The following is a 25961-nucleotide window of genomic DNA, read 5'->3' as shown; positions in this document are numbered from 1 at the left end:
CAGGTTCCATTTGTTATTGTATTTTGGGGAAGGTCACGGACAAAACACTTATGATCAGATTTCTCAAGAGCTTACGCCAACTGGCCTGGTTTTTCATCCTGACCGCAACAACAGCCGCCCTGGCTCAGGAGGGTGAGGAGATCTCGGCCGGCGACAGTGACTGGACCCGAATTGTCCGGACATCGCCCTATTGGGTCAGCCAGGGGGTATTCGAAAACATTCTGACCATCCGGCGCTGGGTGCTGAAGGAATCCGGCTACTGTTCAAGCCCCGACCGCCACATCATATTCGACATGCGTGGCCAGTTTCTGGCCTGGATCAGTGACGGGGATGACCGCGAAGCGACCCAGCGCCGTCTCAACGAAGCCCGGCAATCCCTGTACGACAAGGGCCGTGTGGAAACCTGGGTGCCGGGCGATGCCGGACAAACCGGCTATCCCTTTGCCCTGTCCTGTGACCAGCCACACGTGAACATCAATGAGGCGGTTGCCCGCTACCTCGGAACGCTGCCCGGCGACCGTATCTGGGGCGCCTGGGATGATCTTTCCTTCGCCACCAGTGGGGCGCCGGGCGCGCTTCATGATGCCCTGCTTTATGTTTCACAATACCGGAACAGCCAGAACCGCCTCTCTCTGCCCAAAACCCTGCCCCGGTATCTGGCCGGCCAGATTCTGATCGAAAGCGGGGCACAGGCCCGGGCCCATTCCCGGGCTGATGCCCGAGGCATACTGCAATTGTCGCCCGCCGCCCTGGGTGACTGCGAAATCGCGCCGAGAAACACCTGGCACCGGCTGGCCCAGATTGACTGCGCCCTGCGCCTGATGAACCAGAACGCTCGCAACCTTGAGCCGGTATTCCAGCAACGTTTCGGCGATCTGCCCGACAGCAAACGGAACCGCTTGTTCAGCCTCTTGCTGATTCAGGCTTATCACGGCGGCGTTGGGCGGGTTCAGGCTCTGCTCGAAGACCCTGTTCTGTCACAGCCGTCAGAGTACTTTGCCGACAACCATGAACGTTTTACCGCAGGCGACATTGCCTTCGGCCTGATCTTCCACAACCTGGGCCGCGATAGACTGGGGCTGGCTTCACTTTACTATGTTGCCGATGTGCAGCTGGCTACCGAAGCGCTGTGCCGCACGCCGCGCCTGAAACCAACGGAATTCTGTGAATGGAAGTAGCGTTTATTCCCGACTACCTGATTCCCGAAAGCCTGAGCCTTCCCGTGGCGCTTTTCCTGCTTGCCAGCTCCACCATCACTTCCATGATTACCGCCAGCCTGGGCGCCGGGGGAGGCGTACTGTTGCTGGTACTGATGGCTACCTGGATGCCGCCAGCGGCGATTATTCCCGTGCACGGCATGATTCAGCTGGGTTCCAATTTTGGCCGGGCCACACTGACCTGGCGCCATGTGGACTGGCGGGTCATCGCCGCCTTCGCCCCCGGAGTTCTCGTTGGCGCGGCTCTGGGCGCCTGGTTGCTGGTAAATCTTCCGGCCCATATCTGGCAGCTCACAATCGCCCTGTTTGTGCTTTACCTTTGCTGGGGCCCGGCTTTGCCCAAGGGCGCTTTCGGAGCACCAGGGGTTTTCCTGGCCTCGGCGCTGACCAGCTTCGTGAGCTTATTCGTGGGCGCCACCGGGCCACTGGTTGCCGCCTTCATCAAGCAGATTCACGCCGACCGATTCAAAACCGTTGCCACCTTTGCCACTGCCATGACGTTACAGCATGCACCCAAGGCACTGGTGTTTGGAATTGCAGGGTTTGTGTTCCTGGAATGGCTGCCGTTCATTCTCGCCATGATCGCCTGCGGGTTTGCCGGCACCTGGCTCGGATTGCGTGTGCTGAAATCCCTGAGCAACCGCTGGTTCAGCCTGATCTTCAACCTCGTGTTAACCGCCCTGGCGGTTCGCCTGCTCTGGCAGGCCAGCGCCTCAGCCGGCTGGTGGTGACGGCACCACAACAACCGCGTTACGGCCGCGGGACTTGGCAAGATAGCAACCCTCATCGGCCCGGCCCATGGACTCCCTGGGGCTGCTGTCATCCGGCGCCAGCTCGGTCAGACCGATACAAGTAGTGACACCAAACGACCGACCGTCGTGTTCTATGCGAAGGTCTTCAACATTCGCCCGTATCTTCTCGGCAAGCGCCTCGGCTCTGGCAAGCCCACAGGCCGGCAGAATAATGCCGAATTCATCTCCACCCAGCCTCGCTACCGTATCAGACTGGCGGACGGATTCCTTGAACAGGTCCGCGAGCCGGCGTAACAGCTCATCCCCGAGCAGGTGCCCACCCTCATCGTTTACCGGTTTGAAGTGATCCAGGTCTATCAGCATCAGCACTGAGCGCACCTCCTGGCGGCCGGCCTCGCCCATGCACCTGACCAGGGCGGCATTGAATGCCCGGCGATTAAGCAGCTGGGTGAGACTGTCGTGGGTCGCCTCCCAGGAGAGCCGCTCCTCTTGCCGGCGGCGATCACTGTCGTCACGCAACACGAAGACCAGACGTTCATCCTCGAGGCCCCGGCGGATGTGGAGCAGGGTCAGGTCGATATCGAAGGTTTCACTGGCCGTGTTCAACAGCGTTACATACAGGCTGCCCAGATCCTCGCCAGTGAGAAACTCCTGCCGTGTCAATTCGCGGTCGTGGTCCTTGATTGTTACCAACTGGAAAAAATTGCGAAGCAGGCATTCGCCTTCCGCACCCAGAAAACGGCAGGCTGCGTCGTTGGCGTAACGAATGGCACCCTCGGTATCGACCATCAGAACCCCTTCCTGAAGCACACCGAGGAGTGTCTCGGCCCGCTGTTGCTCATCCCGAAGAGCCTCTTCCACCTCCAGTTCATGAGAAATGTCCCTGACAACGGTAACCGTACCCAGTGCTTTCTCCGGCGTTTGAATAGGTGCGGTCATCACGTCTCCCCAGATCAGCCGGTCAGGCTCGCGGGGCGCGAGACGAAACCGCCCCCGGAACACACTCTGGTTACGGATCGCATGTTTCCAGCCGGCAATGGCAGCGTCACGGTCTGCCTCGTGCACGCGACCTGCAAGCCAGGTTTGAGTAAGGTCCTCCGAGGGACGGCCGATAATGGCTTCAAAGGCAGGATTGGCAAATTCGATGCGACCCAGAACGTCGGTCTGCACAATGCCGATAGGCGCACTCTGAGTAAGTGAACGAAAGAACGCTTCGCGCTCAGCGAGCGAGACCAGCACTTCATCCCGCTCATCCATGACGGTATTGAAAATCTCCGCCACTTGTCGGATCTCGGTACCCCCAGATACATCGACCGGGTCAGACCGCATCCCGAGATGACGCTCACGAATCTGATTGCCCAGCATCTCCAGCGGCGCCATCAGCCGGCGGAACCGCCACAGGGCGATGGGTGCTATCAATACAATCACCAACAACAGCACCCAGATAAAGGCATCTGCGGTGCGGGTTATCGGCGCGTAGGCTTCACGGGATGGCCAGACTGCAGACACGAACCAGGGTACCTGGGTCAGTTGCCGTACCGACATAATCGTGGCCTCCCCCTCACCATTGCGGGTTTGCAGCGTACCCTCAAAACCTTCCATCGCATCCCGCAAAACCGGATTGGCGACCCGCACCGGTGCCATTGGCCGGCCAGAACGACCGTGAGCAACCGTCACCCCGCTTCGGGTAGCAACGCCAAGGTAGCCGGTTTCACCGATCCGGAGGTTAATGAACTCTTTCATAAAGTTATCGCCATCCAGCAGGATGGCACCGCCAATCATTCCGACAAAACGCTGGCGATGATCAAAGACCGGCGTCGCCACCATAACGGCGGGTTTATCCTGATAGTTTGATATATATGGCTCACTGATCACCGGTGTCAGGGTGGAGGCGACCCGCCGGAAATACTCTCGGTCACTGACATTCAGCCCGGTTTGCTGGAAGGATTCCGGGTACTCCGCCAGTACCTGGCCTGACTCATTGATCAGGTAAATGCCATCAAACAGATGCTGCAGTGCCGTCTGGCGCCGAACCAGCAAGCGGGCGCGGGCATCCAGAGCGTGTATGGACATGGTAAGGCTCCGGGCGACATGGCTCAGGGTTTCAAGCCTCAGCACCAGCTTGTCATTCAGTTCCCCCGCCACCAGTTCGGCAATGGTCTCAACCTGGCTACGGGCCTGTTGCTCCAGCTCTGCCCGGCTGAGAAGGGCGCCAGCAACGGTGACCAACAGTGCCGAGAGAACAATTACCACAACCACCAGGGCAACCGCCCGGTTAACCAGACTGCCCAACCAACGCTTGATCAACACAACAGCCACATTTTCGGGTAAGCCCGACCAACAGTGATGATCTTTACCTCCGATTCCAATCGCATACCTTTGCTTCTTATTTCTGACCGAATTCTAACAGAGGCATCACCGGTATCAGGTTACACTCTTGCATATTAAATAATAATCTTTATTATTTAGATCCAACTTCATTGCGCCTGAGGGTCATGCCATGACAGACATTTCCGCGCCTTTTAGCAACGGCCTGCTGGCTCAACTGACCGAGATGGGCGGGCCGGTGATGGTCGTGCTCCTGGTGATCGCCGTGCTTGGCGTCGTTACCTTTATCTACCTGATGTTGCTGGGGACACTATACGCACCCCGCTTGCCGGGTAGTCTTAAAAAAACCGTAATCAGCTGGCAACAAAACCCCGGCTCTGTGTCGCCCGCCGCCATTCGTGAACAGGCTGGTCGCTGGGGCAGGCTGAATCCGTTGCTGCACCTGGTTACCAACACCTTTGAAGCACTGAACAGCCAGCAGGATGAGCGGCAGATTCGTGAAACCGCGGCACGGGACGCGCAGCAGTCACTGGAGCCGTTCGAAGCGCCCCTTAAAATCATTGAAGTGATTGCGGCCCTGGCACCCTTGCTGGGACTTCTGGGAACCGTGCTGGGCATGATGGAAGCCTTCAGCGCCATGGCAGCCACCGAAGGACGCGCCAACGCCACCCAGTTGAGTGGCGGTATTTATGAGGCCCTGACCACCACTGCAGCCGGCCTGGTTGTTGCCATACCCTTTGCAGCACTGGCAGCCTGGGTGGAATTCCGTTTACGCCGCATTCACAAAACCATCAACAGCACCCTGGTTTCGATCCTGAACGTAACCGTTGACCCCGATGCCAAAGCGCAGGCTGATGCCCGGCAGGCCGTGGCAACCCGGGAGTGTGCGTCAACCCAGCCCGGGGCCGATCTCTCATACGACAGCGCCAGCGATCGACGATTCGCCCATGCAACTGGTTGAACCCCGGCCGAATCGCCCGATACCAATCCGCATCACGCCGTTGATTGATGTGGTGTTCATTCTACTGGTGTTTTTTATGCTCACCAGCCGCCTGCAGCCGGTGGATCACCTGGAACTGGCCAACAACCCGTCCGCCCGGAGTCCGGCGACTGGTGAACCGCTTCCGGAGCTGACCGTTATCGCAAACGGTCAGATTCAGTGGCAGGACATGACAATGCCACTGGAGCATCTCCTCCCTGAACTTGCACAGGCCGGGATAACCGAGGTCAACCTCGCCACGACGAACGACGCCAGCCTTGGCGCCTTCACCCTGGCACTCAGCCAACTGACCGACAGTGGCATCGACACTCACTGGAAACGGGAAAACGACAAAGCACCATGACCGACCTGGTTCCACCCCCGTTTTCTTCTGGCAAATCCCTGATGGAGCGAGTGGAAGATGCCCTTCTGCCGCTGATCAACCTGGTGTTCCTGCTGCTGATGTTTTTCATTGTGGCAGGCCAGCTTGCCGACGACCCGCTGCCCGAGCTCCCCGCCACAACGCAGACCCGGGAGCAGCGGCCACCCGATGCCGATCTGACAGTGGATGCCGGGGGCAATTGGCGGATTGCCGGAGAGACACTTGATGAAGAGTCCCTTCTATCAACTCTGCCTGCCCCGAATGAGCTGCACCCCCTGAGAATCGCTGCAGCACAAACGATCACCATGGCGGATCTGGAAACCCTGTTCCGGGTGCTTGAGAAGGGTGGCCACACGGATATTCTGTTGCTGACGGAGCCGGGTGAATGACTCTGCAACCCCAACCCTCACGCTTCGTTTTGCTGATGCTTGCAGCGGCAATTACAGCCGGCGCTCTGGTCTTGACCGCACCCGGGAAAACCGTGGAGCTCAATTCCCTGGGCGAGGCCGCCATCAACACGGCACCGGCCATCCGCATCAAGCTTGCCGCGGAACCTGGGCCTGAACCGGAAGTTACGCGCGAGCCCAGCCCGCAACCCGAAGCGAAGCCAGAGCCAGAGCCAGAGCCAGAGCCAGAGCCAGAGCCAGAGCCAGAGCCAGAGCCAGAGCCAGAGCCAGAGCCAGAGCCAGAGCCAGAGCCAGAGCCAGAGCCAGAAATGGTGGCGGAGGTACCGGAGCCGGAATCAACCCCCATAGAGCCTGAGCGTACCCAGACTGGGGCAGCGGCAGAATCTTCCACTTCCCAACCGGCGGAAAGTGAGGTGGAGGAAGCCGAGTCCCGCGCCACCATTCCACTGCAAAACGCAGGCGAGCGCTCCGAGGTCGATCACTATCTGAGCCGCCTCAGGCGCCACCTGGCCCGTTTTTACGACTACCCCCGGCGGGCCAGGCGACTAGGGCAGGAAGGCACACCGGTGATCGTCTTCGAATTCCGGCGAGATGGTTCTCTGGTAGCACACAGCCTGCAAACCGGCTCCGGCCACTCGTTGCTGGACGACTCTGCCCTGGCCATGCTGGAACAGGCCGCGCCTCTGCCCGCCGTGCCCAGGGAGATCTCAGGGAATCGCTTCCGCTACGCGCTGCCGGTGCGCTTCAGTTTGCGCTGACAGCTTGCCCCGCTGATTGCGCCAGCCTGCAGCATAAGGGGCCGGCCACGCACCGAACAGGTGCGCAGGCTCGGGTAAGCGCAGTTACCATGACGACCACCACAAACCCGCCACCGACCTTTACCTCATTGAAATCAGTGCTGTTTGGCAAACCATAATCACTCTGGCACGGTCTCTGCAATCTCTCCTGCTAACGGAACCAATGTGGGTTCTGTTCACGGCAACAGCTTCATTCAGACGACGGCGTCTACTTGCACCTGCGAAATGCAGGCGGCGGGTAACGCCGTTTTTTGTGGCCAGTCCATCGGGTTGGTTATCAGGTTAAGGTCAGAGGAACACACTATGTCTTACATCGCGCCTTCAGAGTTCGTCACCAAAATGGTCGACGCGGGCGAATCGAAAATCTATATGTCCACCCGGGACACCCTGATCCGGGCCTTCATGGCCGGGGCCATCCTGGCTCTGGCGGCAGCTTTTGCCATCACCGTTGCGGTCCAGACCGGCGTTTTTCTGATCGGGGCGATCCTGTTCCCCATCGGGTTCTGCATGCTGTACCTGATGGGGTTTGATCTGCTCACCGGCGTGTTCATGCTGACACCGCTGGCGCTGCTCGACAAACGGCCCGGCGTGACCGTGCAAGGCATCCTGCGGAACTGGGGCTGGGTCTTTCTCGGCAACCTCGGTGGTGCGCTGACCGTTGCCTTCATGATGGCGTTTATCTTCACCTATGGTTTCAACACAGACCCTGGCGCGGTTGGCACCAAGATTGCCAGTATTGGTGAAGCCCGTACCCTGGGTTACGCTGAGTACGGCGCTGCCGGTTGGGCCACCATCTTCATCCGCGGCATGCTGTGCAACTGGATGGTTTCCATGGGGGTGGTTGGCGCCATGATCTCCACCAACGTCAGCGGCAAGATCCTGGCCATGTGGATGCCGATCATGCTGTTCTTCTTCATGGGTTTTGAGCATTCCATCGTCAACATGTTCCTGTTCCCGTCTGCGCTCATCATGGGAGGCGAGTTCTCGGTGATGGACTACCTGTGGTGGAACGAAATCCCGACCGTTCTTGGCAACCTGGTCGGGGGGATCGCGTTCACCGGTCTGACCCTTTACACCACCCACGTCCGCACAGCACCGAAACGTCAGGCTCCGGCCGCCCGTAACGCCGCCGCCCTGGCGCGGTCCACCTAAGCCCGGCACTCCCGCAACTCCGGTAGCCGCACCCGCCGGAGTTGCCTTTTCTTTTACAGTGGAAACCCTGCCTGACGATGACAGCTTTCCTTGCCATCTCTGCCGGCCAGCACTCAGAAGCCGGTAAAAAACCGGTCAACCAGGATTTTCACGGACTGCTGGTGCCGGACAATCATCAGTTGGTGACCAAAGGCATTGCCGTTGCCATCGCCGACGGCGTCAGCTCCAGCAATGTCAGCCAGATCGCCAGCGAATCCGCGGTCGCCGGTTTTCTCAGTGATTATTTTTCAACGCCAGACAGCTGGTCCGTCAAGCAGTCTGCCCAACGTGTTTTGCGGGCAACGAATGCCTGGCTGTATGCCCAGACCAGGCAAAGCCAGTACCGCTATGCCCGGGACCGTGGCTATGTCTGCACCCTGAGCGTGATGGTGTTCAAATCCGCCACGGCACACCTGTTTCATATCGGTGATTCCCGCATCTACCGGGTTCACCCGGCTCAGCTTGAGCTCCTGACCACCGACCATCGGCTCTGGCTTTCACGGGAGGACAGCTGCCTGACCCGGGCCATGGGCATCGGGGACCAGCTGGATATCGATTACCAGAGCCTGCCGATCCAGCCGGGCGACACCTTCCTGCTGGCAACGGACGGCATCCATGAGCACATTGATGAGCGCGGCATGGCGGCCATCATCCGTGAATCCGGAGACGATCTCGACGAAGCCGCCCGCCGCCTGTCGGCCGCCGCCCTTGAGCGGGGAAGCGATGACAACCTGACCGCACAGATTATCCGGGTTGACTCGGTGCCCTCGGAGCGCGGGAACGACGAGCTGTTCCGGCAGTTCGCGGGACTGCCCTTCGCACCCGAGCTTCGCCCCGGGCAAAGCCTTGATGGCTATCGGATTCTGAGGCAGATACATGCCAGCAGCCGCAGCCATGTTTACCTCGCTGCGGATGAAGCCACCGAAGCCCGCGTGGTACTGAAGCTGCCATCCATGGAGCAGCGGCATGACCCGGTGTACCTGGAGCAGTTTTTCACCGAGCAGTGGATTGCCCGGCGACTCAACAATGCCCATGTTGTGCGCCCGTTTGCGCCGGACCGGCAACCCGGGTTTCTGTACCTGGCCACGGAATTCGTGGACGGCTGCACACTCCGGCAATGGATGCTGGACAACCCGGCTCCGGACCTGGAAACCGTGCGCAATCTGGTAGAGCAGATCGCCCGGGGCCTGCGAGCCTTCCACCGGCTGGAAATGGTGCACCAGGACCTGAAACCGGACAATGTTCTGGTGGACGCCCACGGCACCATTACCCTGATTGATTTCGGCGCCACCCGGGTCGCCGGCCTGGAGGAGTCCGAAACCCCGGAAGAGCAGCCCGGGCCACGGGGTGCCGCCCTGTTCAGTGCTCCCGAGACCTTCCTCGGAGAACCCGGTGGCCCCGAATCCGACCTGTTCTCCCTCGGGGTGATCACCTACCAGCTGCTTACCGGCCGCTTGCCTTACGGAGCCGAAGTTCCGAAACTGCATAGCCGCAACCAGCTGCGCCGACTCAATTACCAATCGGTCCGGCTGTTCCGGGAGGATGTACCCGGCTGGTTCGATGAGGCCATCGGAAAGGCGGTTCATCCACAGGCCCACAAACGCTACCCGGCACTCTCGGAGTACCTGTACGACCTCCGCCACCCTGCAATGGACTGGCACAGGCGGCAGCGTCCGCCGCTGATCGAGCGGCATCCCATCGCCTTCTGGCAAGGTGTATCCGCCTTGCTATTGTTGGCCTTGCTGACCTCCCTGGCCTTTGACTAACGCAGGGGCCACTCGAGCAATTTCTTGCCTCGCCAGCAATCCGTTGCCCGGCAAGCGGGCGCGGGATTGCCCGCCAGTGTGGAAAGCAATCCCGGAAATCCGGCAACCATCTGTTTTAACTCGTTTTAACTGGCTTTAACTGAATTGGCACAGGCTTTGTAATATCAGTAACCGTCCAGGGAACACCCCGGGGACGTTACTCACTCACCCGTCATGGAGCATGACTATGCCAACTCCTTGTTATATCAGCATCGAAGGCCAGACTCAGGGCAACATCACTGCCGGCGCATTCACGTCCGATTCCGTAGGCAACATCTACGTCGAAGGCCACGAAGACGAAGTGCTGGTCCAGGAATTCAGCCACGTTGTCACCGTACCGACCGACCCCCAGTCCGGTCAGCCCTCCGGCCAGCGTGTGCACAAGCCATTCAAGTTCACCTCGGCACTGAACAAGGCCACCCCGCTGATGTACAACGCCCTGGCTTCCGGCGAAATGCTGCCGAAGGTCGAACTGAAGTGGTACCGCACCTCCGTTGAGGGCAAGCAGGAGCACTTCTTCTCCACCATTCTCGAAGATGCCACCATCATCGACATCAACTGCAACATGCCGCACTGCCAGGATGCCGGCAACGCCGACTTCACCCAACTGGTCACCGTTTCCCTGTCCTACCGCAAGGTCACCTGGGAGCACGCCGTTGCCGGCACTTCCGGTGCCGACGACTGGCGCTCGCCGATCGAGGCGTAAGTCAGACCGCCACTAGCGGAATGGATGCTCCGGAGGCCGAGAGGTGTTCGGAGTATCCGCTTTGGAACTCCAAGGAACGAAGAGCATGAGCGACCCAATTATTCAGAATGATGTTGATATCATTCAAGCAATCATCAGGTCGTTTTATGGGCAAGGCAATGCCCGTCTGTTTACCTCATCCACAATCACGGATGGAACTATTATTAAAGTGGTGGAATTATTGGCAGAAACGGAAGACTGCAGCACTTGGATTGACGCAGTTCCCAGCCCGCAGGATTTGCTTATGCCCGGCAATAAATTAAGAAAGTGGGCTCTGCGAATCATCAGAAAGTCTGGAGAGCCCTTTCTACTGGGAAACGTGCGCATTAACCTAATGTGTAAGCGCTTCCGCGCTGCGCAATTCAAACCTGGTATCATCGACTCTTTAAATTGAACAGGGATCCGTTTAATGAAAGCGTTCATCGCTTGCGGGATTTTTTGGGTCAGCCTGATCTCAGGTTGTGCCTCTCTTAATCAAGAATCCATCGAATTTCACACTTCCAATAACATCAAATTTGAACTCAGTAGTGGACGATTTGATAGTGTCAATGTCCAACCGTTTGAGACTCAGCTCTGGCTCGACACGGAATTGGTGGGCTCTATACTGACGATGGAAACCAACCCAGACTTCTCAACGGCAGTAGAAGAAGTCAGACAGGGTTTTCGGGAAGCGCAGAAATCCTCCGGTAACGTGACGGAACTGGACTTAGGCGAGGGAATCTTTGGCTTCTCTGTGGCCGTAAACCGCTACACCACTGCATTTATAGCAACGTCGCAACACCCTTCATCATGGATTATTATCAGCACTACTGATAGCGTTTCCGACGAAGTGTTATCCACTTTGAAGGTCCACTAAAGGTACGAATTATCTACGCCGTCTATGTCTCGTCTGCACGGGTGGCGGTAAACATGGACGCATCAACAACCGGGGTCAAGTCTTGCCTTTTGCCTCTCGAGGAATTCTACTGACACGGGAATAATGCCGCCCAAAGAAATCACCAATCTCTTTCATGCGGTATGCCCCGCTTGCACAGGATAGAATGATTGCCTCGTTCCGGAAGGAGGCGATGTCAGCATAGCGTTTCAAGGTGCCTTTAAGTCCTGTTGATAACCCACCGTCGCTCGATAACTGCTCCATAGCCAATCAACAGCGGGTCGAACCATGGCAGCGCGAACCGGATTTAGAACAATGTACCGACAAAGCTCCAGAAAATAGCTGTCTTTTTTGACGAGGATGGCTTTGTAGTGCCCTGCCCCGGTACGCTAGTAGTAGTTGGCTTTCCCGAAAATGGCTTCTATTTCCTTCGGCCACTTGTATTTGAAAGGAGAGAATTTCCACCAAATAACGGTTGGCATAAGAAAAATAAAAACCAGATGACCAAAAACTTTGGCTCTTAAAGACTTCCCTTGCATCTCATCCAAATATGAATCGTAGTTAGCCAAAGCAAGATTATCAGAATCTTCAGGAAGTCTGCCTCGATTAAAGAATCTCAATACAAAGTTCCACCTCCGATAAAGATCTTCCTCTTTATAACAAGAAAAAAACTTCTTACGCTCCAGTTGCTTTTTAGGGCGTCTACCACATAAATAATTCTTATCCCGAAGATAGATATGGGCGTAATATTGCTTATCCCACATCACGCCTGAACCAAAATATTGCCAATTGTATGAAAAGGCCACCTCTAGCTCTTGCCAGGGGATCTGGTAACAGGTACCCCGACGGACAACGTAGACACACTTGCCCTCGCGATCTATTCTGACTGGCAGCGTTAGCGGAAAGAAGATCTCGAATAAATAGCACGCAGCCCATACGGGCACAAGGAAAGCCGCTGTTGCCATTAGCGCTTCCGAATAGAAGTTATCCATTAACCACATTAGTAACAGGATGGCCACCATAAATAGATTTACGACAACCAGCATACCTCTTCGGAAAAGGGAAAATGCCGTCCGTAAATCTATAAATCGTTCGCAGATGTAAGCAACGGCCAATTCCATCTCTTCCGACGAATCAGATACACCAACCACTGGCTTCGCCGGTGGACTCGCAAGCCGTGCTCCCCGCGTATGGAATACCCTGGTTTCAAGCAGGTCTTCCAGATCCGTTTCTGGAAAATCACAAATCAAAGGTGAGTCTTTCATCGACACTCAACTCCTCTACGTCATTTCCATTTAAAATGAGGCGGAGTCCGTTTTCGCCCGTGATTTTCCGGCCATCCTTTACGTACTCAATCAGCATTTCAAGCTGCTCCCAATTGTCGTGGTTGTAGTGGGTAAACCGGTAAATCGCCCCATGGGAAGTAGCCTCTACCTTCTTCCTATTATCAAACAGACGGGTAATCTCGTTCGAATCGTCGTCAGAGAACCAGTTTCTATTCGCCTCGAACAGCTTGATGGAAACCGCGCAAGTCCCCTCGATAAAACCCGGGAAATACACTACGAGACTCGTGAATTCCGACAGAACTCGTTGTTCGCCCTGTTGGGTAACGTCCCAATGCTTGGGCATGTACTCGGTTATCTGCACTATGGGGGAGAACAGCATGTAGTAGAACGCATCCAGTTCCGCTTCGAAATAGCGCCTGACTTCAACGCCCTCATCCGGCGAAATTACGGTTCGGCTTTCCTCCAGCAGCTCTCCGCTCAATGGCCTGGACTGTTCATTCCAGTATCGCAGCGTGGGCGCGTTACCCCAGAAACACAGAGATAGAAAATCTTCAATCTGGGATCGGGCAATATAGGCCTGTACCATGCCAATCGCGATGGAAATTATGATCAACGCAACCCCTACGGCCACCCCCACACCTAATGAGAAAACCCCAATCGCAGCCAAGCCGGGTAAAACAAGAAGACTGACACTGAGCCCGAATTGAACGTTTCCTAGGGCTGTGGAGGCGTGGTGTCCAGTTTCCAGGGATCTGTTAATCGTCCTCAACTCCAACCACATCGTTAATATCGGCCCAGCTATTGCAACAGTCTTAACCATTCCTTTTGCAATTATCTTCGTTACAAGCCCCACCACCCTAAGTTCTTTAGATGCGCTAAGGGCCACTGAAGCCTTTGACCCTGTTGCCAATGACATCCTCGATTTCAGAGCATTCACGTGTTCTGACTTTGCCAATAAAGCGCTGCCGTTAATGACACCCTCGGCCACATTGGCCAGACTATCCATAAAAGGCAGCCAACGGTCGAGTACCGAGCGATCCCCCAGCATCACGTCTTCCCGGGTCTCTTTCAAACCCGAGAACAGGTTGGCCATATTGATCGCCTGAAAGAAGGTCACCGCCCCAATAAACTTTCCCCGGTTCTCCTTGATACTCTCAACAAACGGACCAAGGCGTGTGTGAAGCCACCCGAATGGGTTGTCTCTTAGATTCGGATCAAGGTGGAACACGTTCATCAACCCTTCGCGCAGATAACCCCTGATCCTAGCATCGGCCATGCCGGCTGCCAGTGGTGTCATTGAGAATTCAGAAAGGTTGTGACCCAACGCCGCGTCCAGCGATCTGCGATTAACTTCCAGAAGTAATTCTGTTGCGTCATTCAGATTGATTTCACGCTCGTGGAGCTCGATGCCGTAACGTTTCGAGACATGCCTGATCCACTTCTTCCACTGTGGACGGGTTTGTTCGTTTTTCGCCCACTCCCCCATGACGGCAGCGGGGGCGGCAAACTCCAGCATTAGAGTGTCGGTAGAGAGATTTACCGGCACATACGACGGCATGTCATAAATCCGATCCACCACCTTCAGGCTGCCATAATCGAATTCGGGGAGATCTTGCAGTTTTCGAGTAATCTTGTTTGCAGCCGATGTTAGGAACAACACACTTTTGAGCAAGGTTTCTAGAGTACCGGCCCCATCATCTTCTGCGACCATCCATTTCTCTGCATCTTGCCTGCCCTTTTCTGCGCCGACGTAACCGTCGAGGATGTCTGCAAGCTCTTTCTCGATGGCTTCAAACCCAGTTGCACAATATATGTCGTTGAACTCCAGCTTCTTTGCCAGTTGCACAGAGTCGATCCATCTTTTCCAATCATCAAATATGCGGCCACGTGCCTGGTCGTATTCCTCAATTTTCTTATGGTAACCCTCTATGAACGCGTCCTTGTCAGCGGAACGGATGCGTTCCTTGAGTTCCTCTATTGTCTCATTCCGTTCGTCTTCCGTTTCCTTCTTACTGGCCTCACGGGCAATGAGCGCGTCCACCATCTGGGAGGTGGTGTAGGCGTAGGCGTTCTCCTCCGCGTAATTCATGATCAGATTTACATGAAGTGCATGCAGTTGGCCTAATTCGGAGGTGATACCGATTTCATCATCAAGAGCAACGCAGTACGAAAATTCAGTTTCCTTTTTGCACTGCCCCTGCAAATCCGACTCTCCGATTCCCTGTGCAAACTCCGTCAGGCTCCACTCGAAATCCATTGGCTCTGGCCGAAAATCTTCAACCACCCCGCTTATCGCTTCGGTTTCGCTGATATTTACGCCTTCACGCTTTTCCGGGAGTCCGCTCAAGTCGAATGACTGCATGTGTTCTTCACGAACTTGCACGTCCGTTCGCACAAGTTCCTGCAAACGCACAGTCCATCGATGCTGCACGAATTTCAGAAGCACCTCGCCTTCCGCGGGGTGGTGTATGGCGGGCAAAGCACTTTGCGCTTCAATATCTGGCAGCAGTACAGAGTTTACACCAGGCTGCACTTCCGTTATCTGGCCCTGCTCATTGACCCGGTACTCATGCAACGTTCCGAAGGCTTCGGAGAACATGTAGACCCAACCGGCCGTCAGTTTGCGAACGCAGTAATGAGTAGTTCCAAGCGCGACGGAAGGTGGTTGGAAATTGGCGGGCAAAGCAACTTCTTCCTGACTGATCGCCCAGCGCACCGGATACAACGCAACGGTTTTGAGCTGGAGCGGGCAGACCTGTGCCGCCGAGTCGATGTCATCGGCACCCTGCAAAAATGCTGAGCTGTTAGCACTACCCATGAGCCAGTCCCTCCTTTGACTTTTTCTGGGCAAATTCTGCAATTCGCACTATGGCTTTAGCCGGTGATGCGGAATTCTCCCTCCACAGGCTCTGCACATCACTGTCTTCGAATGCATGGTGCCCAAGCCAGCCAATCGTATTGATGTACAGAGCAATATCACGGGTGCTGTATAGACCTCGGCCTCTGGCCTGGCTGACCAGATCAGATATCACTCCCCAAGCCTGACCGGTTGTATCAGGATGGTGAAGCAGATGCGGAAAGTATTTTGCCGTGTGAATTTCCAGCTTGCTTCTGGCTGTCCGCTCTGCGGCGCGTTCCATGGCAACCTGGTGTTCCTTGTGAACGGTGAACACCTCTTGCTGACTTTCATCCGATGGCTGGTGATTGTATAGGCATTCCCACTCGCCCGAACGGCGGTCCTGGATGGCAAAGACACTGCAGGGCCCCATAAACCGCCTGACACCCTTACCTGATGAATCGCGCTTCAACAGGTGCCGCGCGATTTCAGGATCATAGAACCGAAAAATAACCTCTTCTCCCGTCGCCAGCCGGGCTATAAGCAGCCCGCGCAAATGGTCCAGAACATCTTCGAACGGGCAATCGGCCTGCAAAACGATAGCAGCCCCCAGCTGCTTCCACTCCTCAAAACACTTCCGTGCCAGTGCACTGTTCAAGTGTGTTTCGACCAACCAGGGCGATACCTCCAACAAATCGGCGAGTTCAGTTCCCCGGTAAAGCGCATCACAGCGAGGGTTCGCTTCTTCGCGGTAGATGGCCTGTGCCAGGTCTTTCACCTTGGCGCCATCAATTAGCAGGAAAGTTTTACTTTCTTCTGCAAGGCCAGCCAGATTGCCCATCAGGTCGTTCCTCGTGGTTCCGGTGAGCAGACCTGGCAAATCCCCTTGCCCTGATTCGCTGCATTCTTGATGGCCCGTATCTGATCTGGTTTGGCCATCGGCCTTTGGGGGGCCTCTGGCAGTTTTTCAGGCGCGTTACTAACAATCCCTTCCCTGGCCACCGACCCAGGCATCTCCGGCACCTGCACCTTCTGTCCGCTACCCTTCCCTGGCGAACCTCCGGCATTCAGTTGGATCGCCGCCCCGCCCATGGCCACGCCGCTGGGATCGATCATCACAAAGCTGCCACCAGCCTTGAGGGTGATTTCGGCGCCGGCTTCAATCACGGCTTTCTGGCCGGCCTTGATGTGCAGTTCGGTGCCGGATTCACTGAGCCAGGCGGTGCCGGCTTTCAGGTGCAGGGTGCCGGTAACGTTGAAGCTGTGGTCCTTGCCAGTCTGATCACGTTTTTCGCCGTCCACGGTGTGATGGCTGCTGCCTTTGACATGGCTGAAGCGGTTGTTTTCTACCGTCAGGTGGCTGTCGTTCCGAATGACTTCGGTGCGATTATTTTGCGTCAGCAGGTCCAGGTTTTTCTGGGCGTGGATGTAGATCTGTTCCTGGTCTGCTTCGTCTTCGAATCGCAGTTCGTTACTACCCTCGCCCTTGTGTGTCCGGGTCTTGAGGGTGGTACGTGTCTTGTGTTCCGGCAGCGCGTAGGGCGGTGTGTTGGTGGCGTGGTAGGTGTGCCCCGTGATGATGGGCTGGTCCGGGTCGCCGTCCAGGAAAGAAACAATCACTTCGTGGCCGATTCTGGGCAGGGCCATGAAGCCATACTGGCCGCCGGCCCAGCCCTGGCTGACCCTGAGCCAGGCACTGCTGTGTTCGTCATTTTTTGCGTAGCGATCCCAGGGGAACCTTACTTTCACCCGGCCGAACTGGTCGCAATGGATTTCTTCGCCTTCCGGGCCGGTGACCATGGCCATCTGGGGCCCATCCATCAGGGGTTTGTGTTCACACAGTGGCCGCCAGACGCGGTCCGCCGGAATGGCGTTGAAGTGATTGCCGTAGGTTGTCGGTTCGCGGCCAGCCTCTTCTTCAAGGGCCTGGGGCTGTGAGCCGGTATGGGTGATCGCCATGAGCAGCCAGTCCCGGTTCAAGGTTTCGCTGTCATGGTCGGTCAGCAGGACCCTGGCGCCAGGCGCAAAATCCGGGCGATTGCTTTCACCACGGGCGGTGCTGGCGTCGCTGCGCAGGGCCTCCAGCCTCGCTTCGGTGAAAGGCCGGCCGCTGGCGTCCTGTTTGAATCGGCCGGGGTAGTCGTAGTGCTGGTAATCCTCCCGGTGGACGAGCTGGTCGCCGGACGGTTCATGCATCAGGGCGTAGGCCGGGTTTTTGAAGGTGTAATCCTTCATGGCGACCGAAGCAGGACGCACCCGCTCTCGGTACGCGAAACGGAAAATACAAGGCGTTCGGGTATTGCCCCCTGCTTTTCCGTTGTATGGCACAGCCTCCAGCCGTGGCGCGTCACCATGGTGATCGGCAAAAATCAGGGCAGGTGGTTCCTGACCATCCAGGCTGCCGTGTTGGTAGCGATAGTGCCACCCTTCCTCAGCAGCCAGTCGTTCGACAAAGGCCAGATCGCTTTCCCGATGCTGGACGCAGTATTCCCGCTCCTGGGGCCTGCGTTTGAGATCAAAGATAGTGTCGACGATCCCCCGCTCCTCGAGCAGGGTGCGCACGATCACGTCCGTGCCCTGGTTCTGGAAAATGCGGCTGTTGTGCATCAGTTCCAGGCGCCAGAGCGGCGGCAGAATAACCAGTTGGTAGCGGGTGCGCCGGTGGCCGGAATCGCCGCGGGCAAATTCGCTGACCACACCGGTGAAGCGCCGCAGCGGTGCCCCGTCCCGCCAGATCACCAGATCCACCGGTTGCTCCAGCACGTCGGACGCGCCAACGGACGGATCGGTACTGGCCAGGTCAAGGCGGCCCTGGAACAGCTCGGACAGCCGTTCTGTCAGCGCAAAGCCAACAACGGAAAAGTGATCAGAGGGGAATTCGCCAATGGTGGCGGTAAACTGCAGTCCGCTTGCCTGGGGCATGTCTTCGGTCCCTGAAGAGTGAGGATTTTCCTGAGGCCCGGTGACAACATCCTGCCATCACCTGGGCCTGGATAGTCTAATACAGGCTGCGGGGTATACGGTACCCCGCCAGCAGTTGCTGTGTGAACGGGTTGGTGTTGCTGGCGGCATGGAGGCGATAGCGCATCTCGCCGTCGTCGACCCGGAACCGGACATCCACCGCGCTGCTGCTCACGCCGGTAATGTCGGCTTTATCGAGCAGGCGGAACAGCGCCCAGGGGCCGCTCTCCGAGAGGCTGCGGGGCGAACGGTTGACCTGGACCGGAACCAGGGTAATGCGGCTCTCCACAGAGTCCCGGAGGGTATTGGGCCAGACCAGCGGAATACTCTGGCGCGGGCCGTGGCTGAACTCCACCAGCTGTCCATCCACGTTGACCACACTGCGGCGCTTGTTGGATGAGAGATTGAGAGGCTCCAACGCGAACTCCACATCCAGGGCGCCACCGCCGGTGAAGTAGGCCCTGCGGATCCGGTCTGCGTTTTCCAGGGAGGCCAGTACCTCACGGCGCACCAGTCCGGCACGCCGGGCATCGCCCACCTGTTCGGGGTGATCCTCGAGGAACAGTTTCAGGTTGTCCTGATAAAAGGTGTCCAGTGCCCCGCCCGGGGCAAAGAACTGCTCAAAGTCCTGCAGCGCGACATCACGCCCGGAATCAGGGTTGAACGGATAATGGCGTGCCAGGTTCTGCTGGAAGGGCTGGTATACCTCGCGGTACCACTCACGCTCCAGCTGTGCCACGGCCTGGTCCAGAACCACCCGCCAGCTTTCCGTGGCCAGCCGGCTCAGAAGCCGGTTCAGGGGCTCCGGCTGGTTGCCGGCCATGCGCTGCAGGGTGAAGATCGGATCGGCGCCCTGCAGGCCCATTCGGGCCCGGGCAGCGGCGAGGGCGGCCTTGCCCTTGTCTGGCGCTTCCTGGATGTTGCGCATGTATTCGTGCAGCTCACCGACCACCATCATGACCTGTTCGAGCCCGGTTGGCTGATCGCCATTGTTCCGGGTCAACTGGTTGAGGTCCGCAAACTGCCGCTCAATGTCCTGCAACATGCGAAAATGGGGCGACTGCTCCAGAAGCTCCCGGGCCGCAGCATTCTCCCCTTCAGCCGAGGGAACAAGGCGCGTGTTGAGGCGAACCTGCCCAAGCAGGTTTGCCAGGGGTTTGTGGCCGCTGGTCAGGCTCTCAAGAATGCGTACGCCGTGGTTCAGGTCCTCAAACCGCTGAATATTGATGCGGCTGAGTGCCATGCGCCAGGCCTCGGCATAGTGCTCTGCATAGAGGGTCTGCAAACTGGCCAGCAGTTCGGCTTCGTCCGCCTTGCTGAAATCGACGTTGTCCCGGCGGCCCAGCACCCAGGCATCCACCAGGGCCAGATCCGTTACCGAGCCGGACTTGCGCAGGAACCACTTTTCCAGCCCCGCCCGGGTCAGCAACGCGGGGATGATCAGGGGATCGTCATCCACCACTGGCCCGGAGTCGGCCGGCTCGCCATACTCATCCACCCGGGTGAACACCGTGCTGAATGCCGGCCCGGATGCCCGGGCCAGTTCCAGCGGAGCCCGGAATTCCCGTTCCGCTTCGGCTTCCAGATCCCGGTAGACCCGGTCTGGCGTGGCAATCCGGCCAAGCTCGTGTTGTGCCCATTGAACGCTGCTGCGGAACGGCGCCAGGGTCATGTCGGCGACGGCATCGCCCTGGCGGGTCAGCTGTGCCAGGTCGGTATGGGCCATGGCATAGTCCAGGTGACCCAGTAACCGCTGCTGCAATTCACTCTGGCCGGGGAACGCGTGCTGCCAGTAGTCCTGCATGTAGCGGGTCACGATATCGTCCCGGCGACCACTGGCGTCGTAAAGCATGCGCAGCACCCGCAGGTGCTCCAGGCGCTCAGTGCTATTGTCCGGTGCCCGGCCCATTTCAGCCATCACACCAAACATCAGCGCCGGCAAATACTGGTAAGCCAGCATATCCAGGTAGGATGCCTCCACTTCCGGCCCGACCTCGTGGCCACGGTAAAGACCCATGTCGCTGAGCAGCGGCCACTTCCGGCGATGATCACCAAAAGCCAGGGTCGCCTCGCGAAGCTCGTCCAGCGGGCCAAGCAGGTTCCGGCCAGTGTTGTCCGGTTCAAGCCCCACCGGTTGCCAGTTGTCGATGAACCCCCGGATACGGGTTTCAACGGCAGTGGCAGCCTCCGCATTCCTGATAAAGAAATGCTGCCAGCCGGCGGTCAGGCCCGCGCCGGCAAATACTGCCACCACTGCGGCCACGGCCAGCCTGCGTTGCCGGGTCTGAACCACCCTTCGGTTATCACCGGCAAGGCCGGCCTCCGGATAGATGATCTCCGGAAACAGTGCCCGGGTGAACAGGTTGGCTGACTGCCCCGCCCTCTGGGCAGGTTGGATGGGGCCAGCTATCTGGTAGTTGGCAGCAGCCGCTGATACAAACGCATCCTCCGGCACGCCCTCCTGCAACACAGATGTAAAATAGGTGCCGCGAACCATCGCCGGCGTCGAGAACACATCCGCGGACAACAGGTCGGTCAGGAAATGCTCCAGTACCGGCTTCAGTCCGGCCAGTTGGCGGGTAAAGGAGTAAGCCGCCGCCCGTTCCTCGGCGTCCCGGGTATTGGCCAGGACATCCGGCAGGCGATCAGTGAGCCGCTCAACCATGGCTGTGTATCCGTCGCCAAACTGGTTCAGCCAGTCGTCATTAGCCGGCTGACCTCCGAGGCTGAAGGTAAAGCCAAGGGCCTGCTCCTTGTCCTGCTTGCTCAGGGTTCGCACCAGCGGACCAAAGCCATAGAGCAGGTCCATCTTGGTAAAGGTCACATAAACGGGCAGGCGCGAACCGATCTGTTCCATCAGCTCCCGAAGACGCGTGCGCAACAGGATTGCCCGGTCCTGCCTCTGGCCGGGATCTGCCACGCTCAGACTGGCCAGATCAATCGCCAGCACCACCCCGTTCAGGGGGCGTTGTGGGCGATTTCGCTCAAGCCAGGCAATGAAATGATTCCACAGGCGCTGCTGGATCTCCGCGCCAGCGCCCTCGCCTTGACTCTGGCTCAGCAGCTTACCATCCGGATCAATAAGCACGCCCTCATCGCCGATCCACCAGTCGAAGCCGAAGGGGTTGCGATCAACCCGGTTGTTTCGGGTTACGTTGGTGAGCGTGTACGTCTGCCCGGAGCGCTGAATCAGGCTGGTCTTGCCAGCGCCTTCAAGGCCCATCACCAGATACCAGGGCAACCGGTAAATGCCTTTGCGGCCCGGGAGATTGCTTTTCAGGGCCGCCAGCTGGCGATCCAGCAAACGCTGTTGTTTGCGCTCCATCGGCAGAACCGGATCTTCCTGCTCCTTCTGTTCTTCCGCCTGCTTAACGTTCACCTTGCGCAGGCGGCGCGCCAGCATCATGCCCCACACCATGGCGACAACAAGCACAACGCCCAGGGTTACCAGAGCCCGCATCTGCCAGGCCGCCAGAGGGAATTCGCCATTCACTTCCCAGCGTGGTCCCAGCCACCAGGTGGCCACCAGCAATGCAATAACGCCCAGTGTCAGGGTGACCGGGGCTGCGTTTTTAAGGTATGGCAGAAGCCAGCGACCGATGAGTAAAGCTTTTCTCCACATGGTGTCCATTCCTGCTGTGATTCCTTGGTGTGTTCCGGGGATCAGCCCAGCTTTTCAAGCTGCCTGATCAGGGCGGGCTCCCAGTCCTCGAGAGCCAGCCCGCGGACCTGTGCCTGAAGGTCCTGAACCTGCTGCGCGGCGAGGGATTTCAGGCCCGCGTCTTTCATCAATCGTGCGCTGGCAAGACGCCAGTAGAAACGGGCTCTTGGCTCCCTGGCCTCCGCCAGACCGTCTTCCAGAAGCTGCATCGCGGCAGCCAGCCCCTTTTGCGCAACCAGGTCCCGGGCCTTGTCATAGGCCTGTTCCCAGGCATTGGCGCTGCCGGCAGGACCGCCGCTGGCCGGCGCGGACCAGAGCCATTCTTCAGCTTCCGGGGATAGGAACGGGGTGCCGTCGTTGAAGGTAAGCTCCGGCAACTGGGCAAGCCGCTCGACAAAGTCTTTTGCGGCAACACGAATGGCTTCGGCGCAGGCAGCATGGCCGAGAGCAACTGCCGCCCGGGCACTTAACCAGTGCCCATCGAGCCAGAACGGACTGACCGACAGGCTCTGCTCGATCCGCTGCCACAACGCCAGGTCCGGAGATTTTTCCAGCGCTTCCCGGTAATCGGCCACACGATCAGCGCTGACGGCCGCAAGATCGGTCCGCTTGCCGTCCCGTGTCGGCGGCACCGTGGTGATGTTCTGCCAGATAGCGTACCGGCGAAGCTGATACCCCAGAGGTTGGTCCGGTCCCGTTTCGGTAAGCATGTCGGCAACTTTCAGAAGACTCTGCCGGGTTGCCCGCTCGTCGCCCGGGTCCAGAGTGAGCGAACCCAGGGAAGGCGTTGCCTGTGCGGGTTTTGGATCCCGCGTCTCAGTGTCTGAGTCCTGGCTGGCCCGCGATGCTACCGGACGGGTCTCGGGCGCTGCCGTGGCATCATTGACCCTGGGCAGCTTTTCCACGGCCCGCTTGAGATCCAGCAGTGACTCCTCCGGCAATTCCCGGCTTGCCGCCTGGTCCATCAGCCTGGCCAGAACATCAAGACAGAACTCGCGGCCGTCGCCAACACTGCCATCGAACGCCAGGCTATCCACACCCTTGCCGGCGCGCTGGAGCATCTGGGTGAACATCATCTTGCGGGCCCGCTTGCCCTTGTCCCCGGGGTAGGGCCAGGCCTGCTCCCACCATCCGTCCAGAACCCTGTGCAACAGGTACAGGGACAGGGCAAACCGTTCACCGTCGCCACCGCGTTGCAGGGCAATCAGCAGAAAGCCCAGCACCTTCAGATCCTTGCTGCGGTCCGAGAGAATGGTCAGGGCAGCGCTTTCGACTTTGCTCCAGTCGATGTCGGTATGGGCCAGCGAGCCCACCTTCATGATCTCGTTTTCCAGATACTCAAGCGCTGCATCGTCTCCGAGTGCCTCGCCCACATCCGACTCACCGGGCAGTGGCGGGACAACCAGTTCAACGTAGGGATGTTGCTCAATGATCTGCATATTTCTATCCTGACTTTCTGTGTTCAGCCTGCGTTTACCAGCCACAGGTCTCGCGTAACGGTTCGATCGCCTGGCGGTATCCCGTCAGATCAAACAGCAGGCCATGGATGCGACCGTTGGGCGATTCGATGCGAACCTCTGTGCTGGCTATCATGGCCTTCACGGTGCGAATGGCCGGCAGCCCCCGGCCACCGCTGAGTACGAAACCGTTGTCCCGCACCCGCCAGACTGTCTGTGCCCCGCCAAATCCCAGACGCACCCGTTCCTCGTCCAGCGCCTCTGGCAGCATCAGGGTGAGTTCGGTGATGTTGTTGTGGCACTGCAGGGCCAGCAGAGGCCGGGGAGGCTGCACGCCCAGAGCCGGAACCGTGACCAGCTGGCCGGCCGCCCGCCCGGTATTCCGGTAAATCACACCGGAGCCACCGTTTTGCTCATCAAGGCCGGCATAGGCCTGTCGCCAGCGTTCAGACCGCCGGGCATCCGGGGCCGTGCTATCGGCTCCGGGTGCCGCCAGCGGCGTACCGAAAACGTCATCAAAGCAGGCCAGCCGTTCAAGTCGCTGAGGCTCGCCTGTACAAAACCGGGCATCCTCAAGCTGGTCAGCGGAAGCATGCGACAGCAGGGAAAACAGCAGGGAAACCAACGCCAGCGCCGCCGGAACGCGACCGGGAAAACGCACTTTCCGGGACATCATAAATCCGTCACCCGATACTTCAGACATTTGTGGGCCAGGGTCCGCTTTGGCAGCCCGAGGCTTTCCGCCGCCTGGGCGCGGTTGCCACCGTACTGGCGCAGACGCTCACGAATAATCGTCGCTTCGAAGGCCTGGGCTGCAGCTTTCAGGTCCCGGATCTCGTCCAGGGCCGGCCCCTCAACGGACGCGCCACCTCCGGCATCCCAAGGTGCGGTACTCCAGCTATCGGGTTCTTCAAACAGATCATTGAGCCTGAGAACTTCCGGCTGGATATCATCCCCGCCCGGCGTCTGCAGGCAGGCCAGCTCAATGATGTTGCGCAGCTCCCGGACGTTGCCGGGGAAGTCGTAACCGGCCAGCAGGTGCAGGGCGTGGCTGGAAATGCCCATGGGGCCGTTACCCTCACGCTCGGTATATAGCCGGATGAAGTGACGGCTCAGGGCTTCGAGGTCGTCGGGGCGTTCCCGCAAAGGGGTTACCCGCAGCGGAAACTGGCTAAGACGGTAAAACAGGTCCCGCCGGAAGCTGCCGCCTTCAATTCCTGCCTGCAACGGTTGGTGGGTGGCCGCCACCAGGCGGAAGTCCGAACGCTGTTCCTCACGGGCGCCCAGGGGGCGGAACTGGCGGCTTTCCAGCACCCGGAGCAGCTTCGATTGAAGGGCCATGGGCATGTCGCCGATTTCATCAAGGAACAGGGTGCCGCCATTCGCCTGGGCCAGAAGCCCCTGTTTGTCCTGATCGGCACCGGAAAACGCGCCTTTGGTGTGGCCGAAGAGTTCACTTTCCAGCAGGGTGTCCGGGATGGCAGCACAGTTGACCACGACCATGGGGCCTCCGGCCCGGTCGGACAGTTCGTGAATACCGCGGGCAACCACGTCTTTGCCACAACCGGTTTCGCCCTGCACCAGCACCGACAACTGGCTGCTGGCAGCCCGGACGATCTGGGCCCGGAGTCTGGTCATGGCTTCGGAGTTGCCTACCAGGGTTCGGGCCAGCTGTTCGCAGCGGCTGCGGACGGTTTCGGCGTCGTGCAGATGATCCAGGGAGCGTTTGAGCAGGCGGCGCTGCCAGACCTGGTCACGGCTCTGCAACTGGGCAATCCATTGATGGATAAGCAGTTGCCGGAGGCCACAATACAGGGGCTGGCCGGTGATACCGTCCCAGTCGGGCTCGTCCCGGCAGAGCACGAGTATGCCGAGGGTTCGGCCGTCATTGCCGGTCAGGGGCTCGAGCCAGAGGGATCGGGGGCGGTCACTGGCGTCGAACAGTGCCTGGAAGCCGGTGTGGTCGAGGCGGTAGCTGGCAACGCGGGTCAGTTCCCGGGCTTTGCCGGTTTGCAGTACGTGGGCAAAGGGGGTGGCTGAAGTCGCCACAATCGAATTCGCTCGGTTCGGCGAGGTCGCTGCAGTGCAGGGTTCGGCCGCTGAGGTCGAGTTCGAGTGCCCAGCAGCGGGTCAGGCCGAAGGCGTTTTCCAGCTGTCTTGTGGCGGTTTTCAGCAGATCCGGCAGGTTGTCCTGCCGGATCAGTGCCACCGCCAGGTCGATGCCGGTGTGCAGTTCCATCTGCATCCGTCCCATTCTTCTTGTTCCCTTTGTTGAGTCTTCGC

19 protein-coding genes and 1 pseudogene are annotated in these 25961 nt (G+C 58.5%); 11 read left to right on the top strand and 9 right to left on the bottom strand.

Translation table 11 applies throughout. From position 1 onward, the window contains the following. Positions 1-50 precede the first annotated feature (50 nt). Together NLK58_RS14405 and NLK58_RS14400 are read left to right on the top strand one after the other, a co-directional pair. Complete coding sequence (locus NLK58_RS14405) at positions 51-1178, top strand: hypothetical protein (RefSeq protein WP_341581105.1); 1128 nt, start codon at positions 51-53, stop codon at positions 1176-1178. Further along, positions 1169-1948 carry a sulfite exporter TauE/SafE family protein gene (locus NLK58_RS14400; protein ID WP_117619115.1) on the top strand — a complete coding sequence of 260 codons (780 nt, stop codon included), beginning with the start codon at positions 1169-1171 and terminating at the stop codon, positions 1946-1948. The genes NLK58_RS14405 and NLK58_RS14400 overlap by 10 nt, the downstream gene beginning before the upstream one ends. On the opposite strand, the gene NLK58_RS14395 is transcribed toward NLK58_RS14400, so the two are convergent. Further along, on the bottom strand, positions 1931-4279 hold the full coding sequence (locus NLK58_RS14395) for a GGDEF domain-containing protein (RefSeq protein ID WP_117619114.1): 2349 nt from the start codon (positions 4277-4279) through the stop codon (positions 1931-1933). The genes NLK58_RS14400 and NLK58_RS14395 overlap by 18 nt on opposite strands. 190 nt (positions 4280-4469) lie before the next feature. Between NLK58_RS14395 and NLK58_RS14390 the strand changes: the two genes are divergently transcribed. From NLK58_RS14390 to NLK58_RS14350, 9 genes are all read left to right on the top strand, one after another. Next, the gene (locus NLK58_RS14390) at positions 4470-5258 is read left to right on the top strand and encodes a MotA/TolQ/ExbB proton channel family protein (RefSeq protein WP_117619113.1); all 789 of its coding nucleotides are present in this window, start codon (positions 4470-4472) and stop codon (positions 5256-5258) included. After that, entirely contained in the window at positions 5245-5640 is a 396-nt protein-coding gene (locus NLK58_RS14385; protein ID WP_117619112.1) for a biopolymer transporter ExbD, read from the top strand. Before NLK58_RS14390 ends, NLK58_RS14385 begins: the two co-directional genes overlap by 14 nt. Further along, positions 5637-6047: a biopolymer transporter ExbD gene (locus NLK58_RS14380; RefSeq protein WP_117619111.1), complete on the top strand. Its 411-nt coding sequence runs from the start codon at positions 5637-5639 to the stop codon at positions 6045-6047. Before NLK58_RS14385 ends, NLK58_RS14380 begins: the two co-directional genes overlap by 4 nt. After that, positions 6044-6823 carry an energy transducer TonB gene (locus NLK58_RS14375; RefSeq protein ID WP_341581100.1) on the top strand — a complete coding sequence of 260 codons (780 nt, stop codon included), beginning with the start codon at positions 6044-6046 and terminating at the stop codon, positions 6821-6823. Before NLK58_RS14380 ends, NLK58_RS14375 begins: the two co-directional genes overlap by 4 nt. Before the next feature lie 342 nt (positions 6824-7165). Beyond that, positions 7166-8014, top strand: coding sequence for a formate/nitrite transporter family protein (locus NLK58_RS14370; RefSeq protein ID WP_117619109.1), 849 nt, complete (start codon positions 7166-7168; stop codon positions 8012-8014). Positions 8015-8091: 77 nt separating this feature from the next. Next, the gene (locus NLK58_RS14365; protein WP_341581098.1) at positions 8092-9819 is read left to right on the top strand and encodes a bifunctional protein-serine/threonine kinase/phosphatase; all 1728 of its coding nucleotides are present in this window, start codon (positions 8092-8094) and stop codon (positions 9817-9819) included. Between the two features lie 226 nt (positions 9820-10045). Next, the gene (locus NLK58_RS14360) at positions 10046-10564 is read left to right on the top strand and encodes an Hcp family type VI secretion system effector (RefSeq protein WP_008176957.1); all 519 of its coding nucleotides are present in this window, start codon (positions 10046-10048) and stop codon (positions 10562-10564) included. A gap of 85 nt (positions 10565-10649) precedes the next feature. Next, positions 10650-10997 (top strand): hypothetical protein, encoded by a 348-nt coding sequence (locus tag NLK58_RS14355; protein WP_117619107.1) that lies wholly within the window; start codon positions 10650-10652, stop codon positions 10995-10997. 15 nt (positions 10998-11012) lie between these two features. Next, positions 11013-11459 carry a hypothetical protein gene (locus tag NLK58_RS14350; RefSeq protein ID WP_341581092.1) on the top strand — a complete coding sequence of 149 codons (447 nt, stop codon included), beginning with the start codon at positions 11013-11015 and terminating at the stop codon, positions 11457-11459. 407 nt (positions 11460-11866) lie between these two features. Here the strand turns inward: NLK58_RS14350 and NLK58_RS14345 are convergent, their stop codons facing one another. From NLK58_RS14345 to NLK58_RS14310, 8 genes and pseudogenes are all read right to left on the bottom strand, one after another. Further along, a complete protein-coding gene (locus NLK58_RS14345; protein ID WP_117619105.1) occupies positions 11867-12742 on the bottom strand; it encodes a DUF6708 domain-containing protein in 876 nt (291 codons plus the stop codon). Next, a complete protein-coding gene (locus NLK58_RS14340) occupies positions 12717-15581 on the bottom strand; it encodes a toxin VasX (RefSeq protein ID WP_341581090.1) in 2865 nt (954 codons plus the stop codon). Before NLK58_RS14340 ends, NLK58_RS14345 begins: the two co-directional genes overlap by 26 nt. Continuing rightward, positions 15574-16440, bottom strand: coding sequence for a DUF4123 domain-containing protein (locus tag NLK58_RS14335; protein WP_341581089.1), 867 nt, complete (start codon positions 16438-16440; stop codon positions 15574-15576). The genes NLK58_RS14340 and NLK58_RS14335 overlap by 8 nt, the downstream gene beginning before the upstream one ends. Beyond that, positions 16440-18521 carry a type VI secretion system Vgr family protein gene (locus tag NLK58_RS14330; protein WP_117619102.1) on the bottom strand — a complete coding sequence of 694 codons (2082 nt, stop codon included), beginning with the start codon at positions 18519-18521 and terminating at the stop codon, positions 16440-16442. Before NLK58_RS14330 ends, NLK58_RS14335 begins: the two co-directional genes overlap by 1 nt. A gap of 76 nt (positions 18522-18597) precedes the next feature. Next, positions 18598-22191, bottom strand: a complete 3594-nt coding sequence (tssM, locus tag NLK58_RS14325; protein WP_341581086.1) for a type VI secretion system membrane subunit TssM — start codon at positions 22189-22191, stop codon at positions 18598-18600. 32 nt (positions 22192-22223) lie between these two features. Beyond that, positions 22224-23660 carry a type VI secretion system protein TssA gene (tssA, locus tag NLK58_RS14320; RefSeq protein WP_117619100.1) on the bottom strand — a complete coding sequence of 479 codons (1437 nt, stop codon included), beginning with the start codon at positions 23658-23660 and terminating at the stop codon, positions 22224-22226. Between the two features lie 34 nt (positions 23661-23694). Further along, entirely contained in the window at positions 23695-24381 is a 687-nt protein-coding gene (gene vasI, locus NLK58_RS14315; protein ID WP_227539304.1) for a type VI secretion system-associated protein VasI, read from the bottom strand. After that, positions 24351-25923, bottom strand: a pseudogene (locus NLK58_RS14310) (sigma 54-interacting transcriptional regulator). The gene vasI and the pseudogene NLK58_RS14310 overlap by 31 nt, the downstream one beginning before the upstream one ends. Positions 25924-25961: the final 38 nt, after the last annotated feature.

It is taken from the genome of Marinobacter metalliresistant, from assembly GCF_038098645.1.
In the GTDB taxonomy this organism is placed as follows: domain Bacteria; phylum Pseudomonadota; class Gammaproteobacteria; order Pseudomonadales; family Oleiphilaceae; genus Marinobacter; species Marinobacter metalliresistant.
Note: the sequence above shows the minus strand (reverse complement) of the source record. Positions and strands in the feature narration are given on the sequence as shown.

Excerpts from the sequence above, each read along its gene's own strand:
- NLK58_RS14370 (WP_117619109.1), top strand. The coding sequence starts at position 7,166 with ATGTCTTACATCGCGCCTTCAGAGTTCGTCACCAAAATGGTCGACGCG.
- NLK58_RS14350 (WP_341581092.1), top strand. The coding sequence starts at position 11,013 with ATGAAAGCGTTCATCGCTTGCGGGATTTTTTGGGTCAGCCTGATCTCA.
- NLK58_RS14355 (WP_117619107.1), top strand. The coding sequence starts at position 10,650 with ATGAGCGACCCAATTATTCAGAATGATGTTGATATCATTCAAGCAATC.
- NLK58_RS14330 (WP_117619102.1), bottom strand. The coding sequence starts at position 18,521 with ATGCCCCAGGCAAGCGGACTGCAGTTTACCGCCACCATTGGCGAATTC.
- NLK58_RS14345 (WP_117619105.1), bottom strand. The coding sequence starts at position 12,742 with ATGAAAGACTCACCTTTGATTTGTGATTTTCCAGAAACGGATCTGGAA.
- NLK58_RS14335 (WP_341581089.1), bottom strand. The coding sequence starts at position 16,440 with ATGGGCAATCTGGCTGGCCTTGCAGAAGAAAGTAAAACTTTCCTGCTA.
- tssA (WP_117619100.1), bottom strand. The coding sequence starts at position 23,660 with ATGCAGATCATTGAGCAACATCCCTACGTTGAACTGGTTGTCCCGCCA.
- NLK58_RS14390 (WP_117619113.1), top strand. The coding sequence starts at position 4,470 with ATGACAGACATTTCCGCGCCTTTTAGCAACGGCCTGCTGGCTCAACTG.
- NLK58_RS14400 (WP_117619115.1), top strand. The coding sequence starts at position 1,169 with ATGGAAGTAGCGTTTATTCCCGACTACCTGATTCCCGAAAGCCTGAGC.
- NLK58_RS14380 (WP_117619111.1), top strand. The coding sequence starts at position 5,637 with ATGACCGACCTGGTTCCACCCCCGTTTTCTTCTGGCAAATCCCTGATG.
- vasI (WP_227539304.1), bottom strand. The coding sequence starts at position 24,381 with ATGTCTGAAGTATCGGGTGACGGATTTATGATGTCCCGGAAAGTGCGT.
- tssM (WP_341581086.1), bottom strand. The coding sequence starts at position 22,191 with ATGGACACCATGTGGAGAAAAGCTTTACTCATCGGTCGCTGGCTTCTG.
- NLK58_RS14360 (WP_008176957.1), top strand. The coding sequence starts at position 10,046 with ATGCCAACTCCTTGTTATATCAGCATCGAAGGCCAGACTCAGGGCAAC.
- NLK58_RS14385 (WP_117619112.1), top strand. The coding sequence starts at position 5,245 with ATGCAACTGGTTGAACCCCGGCCGAATCGCCCGATACCAATCCGCATC.
- NLK58_RS14405 (WP_341581105.1), top strand. The coding sequence starts at position 51 with ATGATCAGATTTCTCAAGAGCTTACGCCAACTGGCCTGGTTTTTCATC.
- NLK58_RS14375 (WP_341581100.1), top strand. The coding sequence starts at position 6,044 with ATGACTCTGCAACCCCAACCCTCACGCTTCGTTTTGCTGATGCTTGCA.
- NLK58_RS14365 (WP_341581098.1), top strand. The coding sequence starts at position 8,092 with ATGACAGCTTTCCTTGCCATCTCTGCCGGCCAGCACTCAGAAGCCGGT.
- NLK58_RS14340 (WP_341581090.1), bottom strand. The coding sequence starts at position 15,581 with ATGGGTAGTGCTAACAGCTCAGCATTTTTGCAGGGTGCCGATGACATC.